We start from the raw sequence: 14,187 nt of genomic DNA, 5'->3' as shown, positions 1-14,187 counted from the left end.
ACAGTGACCTCCTATATGTTTAAATTTTGGTTATCTAAAAAATGTGGATAACTTAAAAGAATGAGCATAGTCGATTTTAGCATTTTTTTAAAACTTTTTCCACAAGCAATTGTTCAATGTGGAAAAAAAGTACACAAGGGTGAAAAAAGTTTTCCACAGGGTGTCGACACTTGCGGAAGAAAGTGGTTATCGAATGAGTTATCCACAAAAATTTGAGAATAATTAAGCTTGATACAATCATATTTCAAGAACTTATCAACAGATAAAAAAACACCTGTGTAAAACTTTTTAACAGGCTGTTTTTTTGTGTAAAACTAGTGGAAAAACGGCTGTGAACAGAAAAAAATGTGGAAAACTATCCACAAGCTACTCACAGGAAAATTTAATTTGTGGATAATTGAAACGAATCTTTCTCAGGAAATATTTCTTAAATTTTATTGACAAAAGACCCTATTACTCGTTATACTATCAAAGTATGTCTATATATTGATGGATAGTTACAATTTCAGGAGGTGTAATTGCATGAAAAGAACGTATCAACCAAACAAACGTAAACGCCAAAAAGTTCACGGATTCCGTAAACGTATGAGCACTAAAAATGGCCGTCGCGTATTAGCAAGCCGTCGTCGTAAAGGTAGAAAAGTTATTTCTGCTTAATGATGGTCTGGTCTTTTAAACAGTCAATTTCTAAGAACCCTTAGTTATCTCCATAATTTTTTGGAAGATGTGAAGATAACTAAGGGTTCTTTTTCTGTTTTCAATAAAAGAAAGCAGGATTCTATAGAAAAGGCTACTAAAAAAGAGCGGAAATATGCTATTATTATTAAGAAGTAAAAAAATATAGAAACAAAGGGATGCCGATGAAAAAGTCCTACCGTGTCAAGAAAGAAAAAGAATTTCAACAGGTGTTTAATAAAAAACAATCTTGTGCAAATCGTCGTTTCGTGGTGTACGTTTTAGAGAAACCACAACAAGCCCATTTTCGAGTGGGGATTTCTGTTGGGAAGAAAATTGGAAACGCGGTCACAAGAAATGCTGTGAAGCGGAAAATCCGCGCGAGTTTATTTCAATTAAAAGACCGTATCTCTCCAGAAATTGATTTTATCGTGATTGCACGTCCAGGATTGGAAAAGTTATCGTCTGAAGAAGTGAAAGCTAATTTAACACATGTGTTAAATTTAGCTAAAATATTAGATGTAAGAGAGGGAATTGAGTAGTGAAGAAGTATAAGCGCTTATTATTAATGGCTGGGTTAGTGACCTTAGTTTTTGTTTTATCCGCCTGCGGAACCGCGCCCGTAAGTGAAAGTAGTACAGGAATTTGGGATCGATACATTGTTTATTATTTTGCCCAAGCGATTAAGTTCCTATCATTAGGCGGCAGTGTCGGAATTGGGATTATCCTATTTACGTTAGTCATCCGGATTATTTTATTGCCGTTGATGCATTTCCAAACGAAGAGTATGCGTAAAACACAAGAGTTGCAACCGCAATTAAAGGCCTTGCAACAAAAATACTCTTCAAAAGATCCTGAAACACAACGCTTATTCCGAGAAGAACAGCAACGTTTGTATGCAGAGAATAATGTGAATCCTTACATTGGCTGTTTACCACTGTTGGTTCAACTACCAATTATGATGGCTTTGTATCAAGCCATTTCACGCGTGCCTGAGTTAAAAGAAGGAACGTTCTTGTGGTTAAGCCTCGATAAGCCGGATCCGTATTTAATTTTACCGATTTTAGCGGCTGTCTTTACGTTTGCTAGTACGTATCTTTCAAGTATGAGCCAACTAGAAACAAATGCCTCACTAAAAATTATGAATTACGTTATGCCAGCGATGATCTTCTTTATGGGGATTTCATTAGCCAGCAGTTTATCTCTTTACTGGGTGGTCTCAAATGCCTTCCAAACAGGGCAAACATTGTTATTAAACAATCCATTCAAAATCCGTAAAGAGCGGGAGGAAGCAGCACGTCAAGCCAAAGCACGGGAGCGAGCGCTTGAACGAGCAAAAAGTCCTAAGAAAAAAGGGAAGAAAAAATAAAGGAGGTCGTTCAGATGCCGATTTATGAAGGAAATACAATCGAAGAAGCAACGCAGAAAGGCTTACAAGCACTTGGTTTAACCAAAGAGGATGTTACAATTGATGTGTTAGACGAAGGAAAAAAAGGATTTTTAGGTCTAGGAAAAAAACTTGCCCAAATTTCAATGGAACCAACGATTAGTGAGCAAGTCACAGAAGCGGTCGAAGAAACAGTGGAAGATATTGTTGTTGCCGATGAAGCAACAGCAGTGGAAGAAGCAGTTGAGGAATTAACCGAAGCAATTCCTAGTCTCTCAGAGGAATCAACACATTCTTTAGAAAATCTGGAAGACGAAGCTGCTATTACTGAATTAGCGATGTATTTAACGAATATTTCAAATGAACTGAACGCCCCTGCCATGGTTCGCATAGCGCGCGAGAATGGCAATATTATCTTCCATTTAGAAACAGAAAAACAAGGTATCTTAATTGGAAAACACGGAAAAGTGTTAAATGCGTTACAGTATTTAGCGCAAGTCTTTATTCACCGCATTGCAAGCAATAAGCTATCGATTGTTGTGAATGTCGGAAATTATCGTGAAAAACGTCATGAAATTTTGGAACGTTTAGCGAAACGCACCGCGGAAAAAGCCAAACGTACTGGGCGGCCAGTCTTCTTGGAACCAATGCCGGCTTTTGAAAGAAAACAAATTCATCACACGCTAAGTAAAGATGAGCAAATCAAAACCCATTCTGAAGGGGATGAACCTTATCGGTATTTAGTGGTTGAACCAGTTAAGAAGTATTTTTAAACAAACAAAGAAACGTTGGCAACTCTCAGCAGGGACTGAATAGTTGCCAACGTTTCTTTGTTAAATGATTTTTTAGCCGTCTCCGTTTCTTTTTTTATGTTATGATAATCAGTAATTACTCCAGTAGTAAATTCAAATGAAAAAGTTTTGTAAAGAGACGTAGGGGGAGCAACAGGTATGCGTACGGAGAAAATACTGGTTGTAGATGATGATGCAGCAGTTCGTCGCTTGATTTGGAAAGCATTACAATCAACAGGTATTCTTATTTACCAAAGTGAATCAATTGAAAAAACAAAAGATATCGTGTCCAGAGTTACCTTTGATTTGTTCATTTTAGATGATAACTTGGAACATGACAGCGATGGTTACTACTTAGTCCAAATGATTAGAGAGAAATATCCACTGGTGCCAATTATCTTTTTTAGTAGCAAAAAAGAAGAAGAGGATATCATTGCAGCCTTGGAAATGGGTGTGGATAGTTATATAACGAAACCTTTTTCCTTGAATGTTTTTAAGGCTCAGGTGATTGCTTCGTTGAATCGAGCTCGAATGATTCGAAAACAATTGAATGTTTATAAAAAAGAAGAGCTACAGGTAGGCGATTTCCGTTTTGATTATGGTCGTTATCAACTATTTAAAAAGGATTTACCTATTTCATTGTCTTCGAAAGAAGTTCAATTAATTCAATTTTTTCTGGAGAATCCCGAGCAAGTATTTTCTAAAGAACAAATTTACAGCAGTGTTTGGGGTACTGGGGATGTCGATGCGAATACGATTATGGTTTTTATTAATCGTTTACGAAGTAAATTAGAAGAAAACCCGAAAGAACCTTGTTACCTTCGGACCGTTTGGGGCATTGGTTATACCTTTACGCCAGATGGTTGCGTACAAAAAAAATGAAAAAAGGCCCGCAGTTGCACGAGCGACTGCGGGTCTTTTTTGATTATTCAATTTGTCGACGTTCCATTTCTTTCAAAATAAATTGAAGCGAACGATTTAGATGTTCATGGGTTAAAAGTGTGATCTGGTCAATATTCTTTGTTTTCATTCCGCGGAAAATTAACCAATGTTCTTCTAGGGCAATACTACGACGTTCTGAGGCACGAATCGCAATATCTCTGAAATAGATTAAGTAAGCATGGAGATCAGTCACAATTTTTTTTAAACGTAGCATCTGACTCTTAGTATAAATAAAGGAATTAAAATCTGAAAAGTTCTGTAGTAAGTCATCTACTTGGTTATTTTTATTGTATTGTTCTCCTTCGAGAAGTAAGGCTTCCAATTCATCAAAATCTTCTGGTGTCATGAGTTCCATGGCTTTAATGGTTGCTAAAGTGTCCAAAGATTTACGAATATCATAAATTTCATAAGCATCTTTCATACTAATCCCTTTAACCACGATACCCACCATAGGTATATGTTCCACCAATTGTTCTTTAACCAATTCTTGTAAAGCAAAGCGAATGGGCGTCCGACTAATGTTTAATTGCTCGGAAAATTCTTTTTCGTTAATCCGTTCACCTGCAGGAATATCCCCTAAAATAATGGTTTTTTTAAAGGCTTCGTAGGTACAAATTTTTAGAGGTTTACTGCTGGTTAAATCTAAGTTCCGTTTTACTGCTTCAACCGTTGGATTCATATGAGGCACCTCCCTATAGGTTATTTTTATAGATAATAAATATAATATTAAAAATGAAAATATAACGCAAGAAAAGACAAAATGAAAAGAAAACCGAGGAGAAAAGGCACTCCTACGGTTTCAGCGACGACGTTTAATTTTGTGGAATAAATAAAGGCATGTGACCTAAAGCAACAATTGTAACAACGAAAATAACGAAAATTCCTAAGGCATATTTTGCCGATTCTTTTTGCCATTGGCCCATATCTAAACCAGTTAAACGTAATAGCAAGTAAATAAATGCCACTAATGGACTTAATAAGTGGAACGCTTGCCCCATTAAGGAAGCTAAAGCCATAGACATATTGTCAAATCCATAAGAACGTCCAGCTTCTGCTAGGACTGGTAAGACACCGAAATAGAAACCATCGTTTGAAATAAAGAATGTTCCTGGTGCTGAAATGAACGCAATCACTAAGCCCCAAGCGCCGGCTAATTGTTTTGGAATAATATTAACAAAGCTATTTGCTAAGGCATTGGCCATACCAGAACCTTGGAATAAGCCCATGAAGACGCCAGCAGCAAAAACTAAGATAACTACTTGCACAGCATCACCAGCATTTGCACTGATACGGCTGCTTTGATCTTTTAATTTTGGATAGTTAATCATTAAAGCGATACAAGTACCAACTAGGAATAATAATAACGGTGGCATTTCAATCCACGAAGGCAAACCTAATTGACCAACGAATGAACTTAGGACTAACCAACCGATTAAGACAATCGTTAAAATACCATTGAATGCAAAATTCTTTGGACGACGAATTTCTAATAACTCAGGATCGTTAACAATAGTCATTTCTTCCAATTCTTTATCAGTAAGCGTTGTCACGCCTAAGCGAGCACGTTCTTTTTTCCCCATGCGATAAGCAACAAAGAAGATAACATACAATACAGATAAAATCATACCAGGTGCTAAATAAGAAAGAATGTCGGCATCAACTTCTAGTACGGCCATGGCACGAGCTGTTGGACCGCCCCAAGGTAATAAGTTCATAATGGTGTTTTGTAAGATAACAAGCACACCTAAATTCATCAATTTCATATTAAGTTTTTTGTAGATGGGAATAAACGCAGAACAGCAAATCAAGGTCGTGGTTGTTCCATCTCCGTTTAAGGAAACAGCAGCAGCAACTACCGCAGTAGCCATCAAGACTTTCATTGGATCGCCTTTAGCAAAGTAAATCATTTTTTTAGTGATTGGGTCAAACAAACCAGCATCCAACATAATAGAGAAGTAAAGAATGGCAAATAATAACATAATACCAGTTTTTGAAGTAGTTGAAATCCCATCTAAGACGAAATTCCCAATGTTGACTTCAGGGACAACACCGTCAGCACCAGGTGGCGGACTCGCTACTCCAGTTGCAATTGCAATCAAAGTAAAAATAAGAGGAATAATTACTAAAGATGTAAACGGTGACAATTTCTTTTTCATGATTACATACATAAAGATGATAATCATACCATAAGCTAAAATAGTGAGTAACATGTTTTTCTTCCTTTCTTTTTTTAGAACTTTTTTGTAAGCGTTAACAACCGGTGTTAATAAAAAAGAATAGCCATGAGAAATGTTTCACAGTATTCTGGTTTACAACAAAAAATATTTTTTGTGTTTGTCTATAGTGTGAGAATATACAAACTTTCGCAGAGAATAAATAGCCTAAAACAAAAAGAACATCAAAAAAACAATTCAACAATCAAATTCTTATTAATAACTTAATATAATATTAATAGAATCTTAACGGCTGATAAATGCTTATATACCAATGTTTACAGAGTTTTTTTCACAAAATAAACAATAAAAGAACAATCTGAGCTAGTGTTTTCACTAGGTTTTTTAACGGTTTTTTCTATAATGAACGTATACCAAGAATTAGTGAAAGGAGAGACAATATGGGCCTATTTAAGTCCTTATTCAAGAAAGAGCAACACACGCAGGATACCGAGATTAATGAAAGCGTTATCCAACGTGAAGCGGATAACTTGGAAAAGCGATGGATAGATATACCAGCATATATTCCTGCTGAGCCAAAAGAATATCAATTGGTAAGTATTGTGGCCACTGCCATCGCAGCAGGAGAGTTTCCAGAAAGTCGTTTTGTTATCAAAAAAATCGCAAAACGAAATCCAGAAGCAAAAGAAGTTGCCATTATTGCAGCCAGTATAGCTGCAGAGCTTTCAGAAGAGTCTCAGCTAGTTGTCAAAAGAATTTCAAAACAAAACCTTGAGGAGGATCATTATGTTACGCAAATTTAAAATTTCAATTGATGGGAAAGAATATTTAGTCGAGATGGAAGAAATCGGTGGCGTCCCACAACCAGCACCTGTTGCGCCACAACCAACAGCGCCAGTTGCTACGACAGAAACACCAGCCCCTGCTGTTGAAGAAGCCCCAGCGCCAGCAGCACAGCCAGCCGCCCCAGCAGGAGCAGATGCAATGCCTGCGCCAATGCCAGGAACTGTGTTAAAAGTATTAGTCAATGTTGGTGATACGGTGTCTGAGAACCAACCATTGTTAATTTTAGAAGCAATGAAGATGGAAAATGAAATCGTTGCAGGAAAAGCAGGTACGGTAACAGGAATTCATGTTACCCAAGGCCAAATTGTGAATCCAGGGGAACCATTAATAACAATTAACTAGAATTAATTTAAGAAGAGGAAGTGATTTGTGTGGAGACACTGATTCAAGGTGTTATAGGAATGGGCCAAGAACCAGGACGCATTGTGATGATGCTGATTGGTGGACTATTAATGTATTTAGGAATAAAAAAAGAGTATGAACCAACACTTTTAGTGCCGATGGGTTTAGGAACGATTTTAGTGAACTTTCCTAATTCCGGCGTATTGAGCGCTGGCGGCGAGCCAGGTCCGTTTAATGTTCTTTTTGATTTTGGAATAAAAACAGAGTTATTCCCGTTATTATTATTTATTGGGATTGGGGCAATGATTGATTTCGGTCCATTGTTACAAAATCCGTTTATGTTGATGTTTGGTGCCGCTGCACAGTTTGGGATTTTCTTTACAGTTATTATGGCTGTTTTATTAGGTTTTGATTTAAACGATGCTGCTTCGATTGGGATTATTGGTGCCGCTGATGGTCCAACGTCTATTTTCGTAGCAAATACCTTACATTCAAAATACATGGGGGCCATAATGGTTGCCGCTTACTCCTACATGGCGTTAGTTCCGATTATTCAACCAGTAGCGATTAAAGCAGTGACGACGAAAGCCGAACGTCGGATCCGTATGACTTATCGGGCCGGTGAAGTTTCTCAAACAGCGAAAATTCTTTTCCCGGTTGTTATTACGATTGTCGCAGGGTTAATTGCGCCGGTGTCATTACCATTAGTTGGTTTCTTAATGTTTGGGAACTTATTAAGAGAATGTGGCGTTTTGGATCGTTTATCCATTACAGCTCAAAATGAATTGGTAAATATTATTAGTATCTTGCTAGGACTATCTATTTCCGTTAGCATGAACTATGCAGAGTTCTTAAAAGTCGATACATTGATGGTTATTGGCTTAGGGTTAGTCGCCTTTATTATGGACTCAGTCGGCGGCGTGCTTTTTGCTAAATTCTTGAATTTATTTAGAAAAGAAAAAATCAATCCCATGATTGGTGCTGCGGGTATTTCCGCTTTCCCAATGTCTAGTCGGGTCATTCAAAAAATGGCTACGGATGAAGACCCACAAAACTTTATTTTAATGCATGCTGCTGGTGCCAACGTTTCAGGACAAATCGCTTCTGTAATTGCTGGTGGCTTACTATTAGCCTTTTTAACATAGGACGGAAAGGAGAACGAATACATGTCTGTTAACATGGAAGATTTAAAAATTGCTTTTGAACTGTTAGGTTTTGGTTGGGGCGGCGTTTTCGTTGTTTTATTTATCATTTATCTAGCGTCTAAATTACTAACAAAATTATTTCCAATTAAAAAATAAAGGAGGTTATTGCTGTGAGCAGCGTATATACAATGAAAAGAATCTGGTTGCAAAAAGATAAAAAAGCTTATCAAGCTTGGCGCGAATTAATGGAAAAAGCCGAATTGCAAACGACAGAAGCACTTGATTACACCGTTGGCATATATGATGACACAGCATTAATCGCCTCTGGCTCGCTTTCAGGCAAAACGATTAAGTGCGTGGCCGTTTGTAAAAAATATCAATCTGAAAATTTGTTAACCCAATTGGTGGTTCAACTACTTGAAAAACTGAGAGAAGAAAACCAATTACACAGTTTTTTGTATACAAAACCAAAAAATGAACAAATTTTTCAGTCGCTAGGCTTTCAAAAAGTGGTTGCGAATCAAGAGGTGCTATTTATGGAGCAAGGCAAACCAGATTTTGCCGATTATCTTGGTTACCTGACACAACATAAAAAAGCAGGGCCAGCCAGTAGCATTGTCATGAATGCAAATCCTTTTACGAAAGGCCATCAGTACTTAGTCGAAAAAGCAGCCCAAGAAAGTCCACACGTTTATGTGTTTGTTTTATCTGAAGATAAATCGCTGTTTTCAAAAGAAGCACGTTTCGCAATGGTGCAAAAAGGGGTCGCCCATTTACCCAATGTGACAGTCCTATCTACAGAAGATTACTTAGTTTCGTCTGCGACTTTTCCTACCTATTTTTTGAAAGAAAAAGCGCCATTAGAGGTAGCTGCAATTCAAGCAACGCTTGATGCAACGTTATTTAAAGAAAGAATTGCGCCAATACTTGAAATTCAGCAACGTTATGTGGGAGAAGAGCCTTATTCAGAAGTGACCGATGTCTACAATCAAGCAATGCAACTAGTTTTCGGACAAACGATAACGCTAACCATTGTCCCGCGATTAGCGAGTGATGGAGAGCTGATTAGTGCGACGAAAGTTCGCAAAGCGATGGCTGAAGGCGACAAAGAGACACTCAAGAAGTTTTTACCAGCAACAAGTTATCAATACTTAGTAGAACACAAGAAACTAATGAGGTGAAGAAAGTGAAGATTATCAAAAATGCTACTGCAGGGACAGTAGAATCAAGTGATATTATGATTACCATCCAACCCATTGAATCAACAGAAAATACCATTGAATTAGAAAGTAGTGTCGAAAAACAATTTGGCAATCAAATTCGTCAGGTGATTACGACAACTTTGGAACATTTAGATGTCCAAGGCGTTGCGATCAAGGCGATTGATAAAGGGGCATTAGATTGTACAATCAAAGCTCGGATGATTACAGTTTTACATCGAGGCGCTGAAAAAGAAACGTATGATTGGAAGGAGTTGGACTCATGGAACGTTTAAGAAGAACAATGATGTTTGTACCTGGAGCGAACGCAGCAATGCTAAGGGATGCACCTTTATATGGGGCAGATTCAATCATGTTTGATTTAGAAGATGCAGTTTCATTAAAAGAAAAAGACTCTGCCCGTGTTTTAGTCCATTCTGCTTTGAAAACTTTCGATTATGGCAATATTGAAATTGTTGTTCGGATTAATGCTTTAGATGCCGGTGGTGCAGAAGATATTGAAGCAATGGTCTTAGCTGGTGTCGATGTGATTCGTTTACCAAAAACAGAAACAGCCCAAGATATCATTGATGTCGAGGCAGTCATTACAGAAGTAGAACAGCAAAATGACATCCCCGTAGGAACAACGAAAATGATGGCTGCTATCGAATCGGCTGAAGGTGTTCTAAATGCGCCCGCGATTGCCAAAAGTTCAGCTCGCTTGATTGGCATCGCGTTAGGCGCCGAAGACTATGTTACCAATATGAAAACACGGCGCCATCCAGATGGCCAAGAACTATTCTTTGCTCGTAGCATGATTTTACATGCCGCTCGAGCAGCTGGGATTGCAGCTATTGATACGGTCTATTCAGATGTAGACAATACGGAAGGCTTTGAAGCCGAAGTTCGTTTGATTAAACAGCTAGGTTTCGATGGGAAATCGGTGATTAACCCTCGTCAAATCCCATTAGTTAATACTATTTATGCGCCAACAGAAAAAGAAATCCAGAATGCTAAGGAAGTAATCTGGGGCATTCGGGAAGCCGAAGCAAAAGGTTCCGGTGTTATCTCCGTAAATGGAAAAATGGTTGATAAACCAATTGTTGAACGAGCTGAACGGGTCATTGCGTTAGCATTGGCGGCTAAATTAATTACCGAGGAGGAAATATAGACATGGTAGTAAATAAAGTAGGCAAAGACATTCCTCAATCTTATGCAGAGCAATATGGCATTTATGAAGGAGAATTAGCACACATTGATGCTTATCAAGAAGCGAGCCGAGCAATTAAACCAGTGAAACCTCGGGAGACAAAACTTTTAGGAAGTATTCGTGAAGCAATTGAAAAAACAGGTTTAAAAAATGGCATGACCATCTCTTTCCATCACCATTTCCGTGAAGGAGACTATGTGATGAATTTAGTTTTAGCCGAGATTGCCGCCATGGGGCTGAAAAACATTTCGATTGCACCTAGTTCAATTGCAAATGTTCATGAACCTTTGATCGAACACATTAAAAATGGAGTAGTCACCAACATTACTTCTTCAGGTTTGAGAGATAAAGTAGGCGCCGCTATTTCAGCAGGTATCATGGAAAATCCTGTGGTGATTCGTTCACATGGTGGCCGGGCACGGGCAGTAGCAGCAGGTGATATCCATATTGATGTAGCTTTCTTAGGTGCACCAAGTTCAGACGCTTATGGAAATGCGAATGGAACCAAAGGAAAAGCTACCTGTGGTTCTCTTGGATATGCGATGGTCGATGCAAAATATGCGGATCAAGTGGTCATCATTACTGACACATTAGTACCATATCCTAATACCCCTATTAGTATTCCACAAACAGATGTTGATTATGTGGTAGAAATTGATGCAATTGGTGATCCAGATGGAATTGCCAAAGGCGCGACACGTTTTACAAAGAATCCTAAAGAATTATTGATTGCTGAATATGCCGCAAAAATAATTACACATTCTCCTTACTACAAAGAAGGCTTCTCATTCCAAACAGGAACAGGTGGCTCTTCACTAGCAGTTACGCGGTTCATGAGAGAACAAATGCTTAAAGATGGCATTAAAGCAAGTTTCGCTTTAGGCGGAATTACGAATGCAATGGTGGAACTTTTGGAAGAAGGCTTAGTAGAAAAAATTATTGACGTCCAAGACTTTGATCATCCATCAGCTATTTCTTTAGGGGAAAATGCCAATCATTATGAAATTGATGCCAATATGTATGCCTCACCGCTTAGCAAAGGGGCGGTTATTAATCAATTAGACACAGCTATTTTATCTGCTTTAGAAGTGGACACAGATTTTAATGTAAATGTCATTACTGGTTCAGATGGTGTCATCCGTGGTGCTTCTGGCGGACATTCCGATACAAGTATGGCTTGTAAAATGAGTCTAGTGATTGCACCACTTGTTCGTGGACGGATTCCAACAATCGTTGAGCAAGTAAATACAGTCGTTACACCAGGTACGAGTGTCGATGTCGTAGTAACAGAAGTCGGCATTGCAATCAATCCAAAAAGAACAGACTTAATTGATTGTTTTAAAACCTTAGATGTTCCTCAGTTTACGTTAGAAGAGTTGAAAGACAAAGCCTACAACATTGTTGGCACCCCGGAACCAATTAAATATGGAGACAAAGTTGTTGCGTTAATTGAATACCGAGATGGTAGTCTAATTGATGTGGTACGCAATGTTTAATGGGGAAAAAGTAACACTTTTAGAGATGTTGGATGCTCGCGAACAAAGAGCTGCCACACAGAAGGAGTTGTTAGAAACAGCACCAGAAGCTAGTCTCTTATCTGCCACAATGAATATTCCTGGAGAAGTAAAAAATTCGCCCACCTTAACGGCTGTTTTTTTAGAAGTAATTGACGAAGTCGAGCAACAATTGCTGGATCAAGTACCGATTGTTAATTTTTACCGGAATGAAAAAACAGGGCCTGAATATTATTTGGCGGTTTCGTTAGCCCCACAAGAATTAAAACAAAGAATGGTCAAAATTGAAGAAACACATCCTTATGGTCGTTTAGTGGACCTAGATGTTTTATGGGGAAATGAGGAGCTAAAAAGCCTTCATCGAGGAGATTTAGGCTTGCCACCACGGCGCTGTTTTATGTGCCAAGAAGAGGCGAAAGTCTGTGGACGAAATCGACGTCACAGTCTTGAAGCAATGCAAGAAAAAATAACAGAAATAATTTTGACACGAAAGGAGCAGCCAAGTGAGTAAAAAAATTCGTTTTACAGAAACGGTGCTACGGGATGGACAACAAAGTTTAATTGCAACACGGATGCCAACCTCAGATATGCTGCCGATTATTAAAACAATGGACGAGGCAGGATTTCATGCATTAGAAATGTGGGGCGGGGCAACGTTTGATTCCTGTGTCCGCTATTTAAACGAGGATCCTTGGGAACGTCTTCGCCAAATTCGCAAAGAAGTTAAAAATACCAAACTTCAAATGTTATTACGAGGACAAAATTTACTAGGATATCGTCATTACGCTGATGATGTGGTGCGGGCCTTTGTCGAAAAATCAGTTGAAAATGGGATTGATATTATTCGTATTTTCGATGCCTTGAATGATGTCCGTAATTTACAAACAGCAATTCAAACAACAAAAGAAGCTGGTGGACACTGTCAAGCAGCGATCTCTTATACCACGAGTGAAATTCATACCATCGATTACTTTGTAAAATTAGCCAAAGAATTAAGTCAAACAGGAGCGGATTCCATTTGTATTAAGGATATGGCAGGCGTTTTGACGCCACAAACGGGTTTTGAATTAGTGAGCAAAATGAAAGATGCCATTGATTTACCTTTAGAGGTGCATACGCATGCGACTAGTGGTATTTCTGAGATGACCTATTTAAAAGTTGCTGAAGCAGGTGCGGATATCATCGATACAGCTATCTCTTCTTTCGCTGGTGGTACGAGTCAACCAGCCACAGAATCTGTAGCCATTGCGTTAGAAGATTTAGGCTTTGAAACAGGTTTAAATATGGAAAAAGTAACAGAGATTGCTGACTATTTCAATCCGATTCGTGATCGTTTTAGAAGTGAAGGCATTTTAAACCCTAAAGTTAAAGATACGGAACCGAAAACCTTGATTTATCAAGTGCCTGGTGGTATGTTATCAAACTTATTAAGTCAATTAACGGAGCAAGGTTTGCAAGACAAATATGAAGAAGTTTTAGCTGAAGTACCTAAAGTAAGAGCAGATTTAGGGTATCCGCCACTAGTTACGCCGCTTTCACAAATGGTTGGAACACAAGCCTTAATGAATGTGATTTCTGGGGAAAGATATTCCTTAATACCGAATGAAATCAAAGATTATGTGCGCGGAGAATATGGCAAATCACCAGCACCTATCGCAGAAGAGATTAAGCAAAAAATCATTGGGGATGAAGAAGTAATTACTTGTCGACCAGCGGATTTATTGAAACCAGAGTTGCATAGTTTAGAAAAGGAAATCCAACAATACGCAAAATCTGAAGAGGATGTCCTATTATATGCGATGTTCCCACAACAAGGAAAAGACTTTTTAGGACGTCGCGAAGATCCTTTTTACGATGTACCGTTACAGAAAGTGACAGTCAAACTTGACTTGCCAGAATAGAACGGGCAAGTGCTCCGCAAATGTATAAAGAAGCAAGGGTTTGAGCGACGATAACGGTTGT

17 protein-coding genes are annotated in these 14,187 nt (G+C 38.4%); 15 read left to right on the top strand and 2 right to left on the bottom strand.

Features of this window, described 5'->3' with window-relative positions; genetic code table 11:
* Window positions 1-522: 522 nt before the first annotated feature.
* From rpmH to IGJ20_RS13260, 5 genes are all read left to right on the top strand, one after another.
* On the top strand, window positions 523-657 hold the full coding sequence (gene rpmH, locus IGJ20_RS13280; protein ID WP_002356012.1) for a 50S ribosomal protein L34: 135 nt from the start codon (window positions 523-525) through the stop codon (window positions 655-657).
* A 203-nt stretch (window positions 658-860) separates the two neighbouring features.
* Window positions 861-1,217 carry a ribonuclease P protein component gene (gene rnpA, locus IGJ20_RS13275; RefSeq protein WP_002356011.1) on the top strand — a complete coding sequence of 119 codons (357 nt, stop codon included), beginning with the start codon at window positions 861-863 and terminating at the stop codon, window positions 1,215-1,217.
* Window positions 1,217-2,044, top strand: a complete 828-nt coding sequence (locus IGJ20_RS13270; protein WP_002356010.1) for a YidC/Oxa1 family membrane protein insertase — start codon at window positions 1,217-1,219, stop codon at window positions 2,042-2,044. The genes rnpA and IGJ20_RS13270 overlap by 1 nt, the downstream gene beginning before the upstream one ends.
* A gap of 14 nt (window positions 2,045-2,058) precedes the next feature.
* Window positions 2,059-2,835, top strand: a complete 777-nt coding sequence (gene jag / locus IGJ20_RS13265; protein WP_002361456.1) for an RNA-binding cell elongation regulator Jag/EloR — start codon at window positions 2,059-2,061, stop codon at window positions 2,833-2,835.
* Between the two features lie 177 nt (window positions 2,836-3,012).
* On the top strand, window positions 3,013-3,735 hold the full coding sequence (locus IGJ20_RS13260) for a response regulator transcription factor (RefSeq protein ID WP_002363545.1): 723 nt from the start codon (window positions 3,013-3,015) through the stop codon (window positions 3,733-3,735).
* Window positions 3,736-3,778: 43 nt separating this feature from the next.
* On the opposite strand, the gene IGJ20_RS13255 is transcribed toward IGJ20_RS13260, so the two are convergent.
* Together IGJ20_RS13255 and IGJ20_RS13250 are read right to left on the bottom strand one after the other, a co-directional pair.
* Window positions 3,779-4,474 carry a GntR family transcriptional regulator gene (locus tag IGJ20_RS13255; protein WP_002356006.1) on the bottom strand — a complete coding sequence of 232 codons (696 nt, stop codon included), beginning with the start codon at window positions 4,472-4,474 and terminating at the stop codon, window positions 3,779-3,781.
* 133 nt (window positions 4,475-4,607) lie between these two features.
* Window positions 4,608-6,005, bottom strand: a complete 1,398-nt coding sequence (locus IGJ20_RS13250) for a CitMHS family transporter (RefSeq protein ID WP_002356005.1) — start codon at window positions 6,003-6,005, stop codon at window positions 4,608-4,610.
* A gap of 404 nt (window positions 6,006-6,409) precedes the next feature.
* Between IGJ20_RS13250 and IGJ20_RS13245 the strand changes: the two genes are divergently transcribed.
* The 10 genes from IGJ20_RS13245 to IGJ20_RS13200 are packed head-to-tail and all read left to right on the top strand — an operon-like array spanning window position 6,410 to window position 14,126.
* Entirely contained in the window at window positions 6,410-6,772 is a 363-nt protein-coding gene (locus tag IGJ20_RS13245; RefSeq protein ID WP_002356004.1) for a hypothetical protein, read from the top strand.
* The gene (locus tag IGJ20_RS13240; RefSeq protein WP_002363547.1) at window positions 6,756-7,157 is read left to right on the top strand and encodes an acetyl-CoA carboxylase biotin carboxyl carrier protein subunit; all 402 of its coding nucleotides are present in this window, start codon (window positions 6,756-6,758) and stop codon (window positions 7,155-7,157) included. The genes IGJ20_RS13245 and IGJ20_RS13240 overlap by 17 nt, the downstream gene beginning before the upstream one ends.
* Window positions 7,158-7,186: 29 nt before the next feature.
* Complete coding sequence (locus tag IGJ20_RS13235) at window positions 7,187-8,302, top strand: sodium ion-translocating decarboxylase subunit beta (protein ID WP_002383526.1); 1,116 nt, start codon at window positions 7,187-7,189, stop codon at window positions 8,300-8,302.
* 21 nt (window positions 8,303-8,323) lie between these two features.
* A complete protein-coding gene (locus IGJ20_RS13230; RefSeq protein ID WP_002356001.1) occupies window positions 8,324-8,458 on the top strand; it encodes an OadG-related small transporter subunit in 135 nt (44 codons plus the stop codon).
* A gap of 32 nt (window positions 8,459-8,490) precedes the next feature.
* The gene (gene citC / locus IGJ20_RS13225) at window positions 8,491-9,483 is read left to right on the top strand and encodes a [citrate (pro-3S)-lyase] ligase (protein WP_161970861.1); all 993 of its coding nucleotides are present in this window, start codon (window positions 8,491-8,493) and stop codon (window positions 9,481-9,483) included.
* Between the two features lie 5 nt (window positions 9,484-9,488).
* A complete protein-coding gene (gene citD, locus IGJ20_RS13220; RefSeq protein WP_126254721.1) occupies window positions 9,489-9,797 on the top strand; it encodes a citrate lyase acyl carrier protein in 309 nt (102 codons plus the stop codon).
* Window positions 9,785-10,672, top strand: a complete 888-nt coding sequence (gene citE / locus IGJ20_RS13215) for a citrate (pro-3S)-lyase subunit beta (protein WP_010777319.1) — start codon at window positions 9,785-9,787, stop codon at window positions 10,670-10,672. Before citD ends, citE begins: the two co-directional genes overlap by 13 nt.
* A gap of 2 nt (window positions 10,673-10,674) precedes the next feature.
* Window positions 10,675-12,207 carry a citrate lyase subunit alpha gene (gene citF / locus IGJ20_RS13210; RefSeq protein WP_126254719.1) on the top strand — a complete coding sequence of 511 codons (1,533 nt, stop codon included), beginning with the start codon at window positions 10,675-10,677 and terminating at the stop codon, window positions 12,205-12,207.
* Window positions 12,200-12,736, top strand: a complete 537-nt coding sequence (gene citX / locus IGJ20_RS13205) for a citrate lyase holo-[acyl-carrier protein] synthase (protein WP_002386428.1) — start codon at window positions 12,200-12,202, stop codon at window positions 12,734-12,736. Before citF ends, citX begins: the two co-directional genes overlap by 8 nt.
* Entirely contained in the window at window positions 12,729-14,126 is a 1,398-nt protein-coding gene (locus IGJ20_RS13200) for an oxaloacetate decarboxylase subunit alpha (RefSeq protein ID WP_002355994.1), read from the top strand. The genes citX and IGJ20_RS13200 overlap by 8 nt, the downstream gene beginning before the upstream one ends.
* Window positions 14,127-14,187 lie beyond the last annotated feature (61 nt).

The sequence above is a fragment of the Enterococcus sp. DIV0294 genome, assembly GCF_050558155.1.
Taxonomy (GTDB): Bacteria; Bacillota; Bacilli; order Lactobacillales; family Enterococcaceae; genus Enterococcus; species Enterococcus faecalis.
Note: the sequence above shows the minus strand (reverse complement) of the source record. Positions and strands in the feature narration are given on the sequence as shown.

Excerpts from the sequence above, each read along its gene's own strand:
- citE (WP_010777319.1), top strand. The coding sequence starts at position 9,785 with ATGGAACGTTTAAGAAGAACAATGATGTTTGTACCTGGAGCGAACGCA.
- rnpA (WP_002356011.1), top strand. The coding sequence starts at position 861 with ATGAAAAAGTCCTACCGTGTCAAGAAAGAAAAAGAATTTCAACAGGTG.
- IGJ20_RS13260 (WP_002363545.1), top strand. The coding sequence starts at position 3,013 with ATGCGTACGGAGAAAATACTGGTTGTAGATGATGATGCAGCAGTTCGT.
- citX (WP_002386428.1), top strand. The coding sequence starts at position 12,200 with ATGTTTAATGGGGAAAAAGTAACACTTTTAGAGATGTTGGATGCTCGC.
- IGJ20_RS13230 (WP_002356001.1), top strand. The coding sequence starts at position 8,324 with ATGTCTGTTAACATGGAAGATTTAAAAATTGCTTTTGAACTGTTAGGT.
- rpmH (WP_002356012.1), top strand. The coding sequence starts at position 523 with ATGAAAAGAACGTATCAACCAAACAAACGTAAACGCCAAAAAGTTCAC.
- IGJ20_RS13255 (WP_002356006.1), bottom strand. The coding sequence starts at position 4,474 with ATGAATCCAACGGTTGAAGCAGTAAAACGGAACTTAGATTTAACCAGC.
- IGJ20_RS13250 (WP_002356005.1), bottom strand. The coding sequence starts at position 6,005 with ATGTTACTCACTATTTTAGCTTATGGTATGATTATCATCTTTATGTAT.
- IGJ20_RS13240 (WP_002363547.1), top strand. The coding sequence starts at position 6,756 with ATGTTACGCAAATTTAAAATTTCAATTGATGGGAAAGAATATTTAGTC.
- citF (WP_126254719.1), top strand. The coding sequence starts at position 10,675 with ATGGTAGTAAATAAAGTAGGCAAAGACATTCCTCAATCTTATGCAGAG.
- jag (WP_002361456.1), top strand. The coding sequence starts at position 2,059 with ATGCCGATTTATGAAGGAAATACAATCGAAGAAGCAACGCAGAAAGGC.
- citC (WP_161970861.1), top strand. The coding sequence starts at position 8,491 with ATGAAAAGAATCTGGTTGCAAAAAGATAAAAAAGCTTATCAAGCTTGG.
- IGJ20_RS13245 (WP_002356004.1), top strand. The coding sequence starts at position 6,410 with ATGGGCCTATTTAAGTCCTTATTCAAGAAAGAGCAACACACGCAGGAT.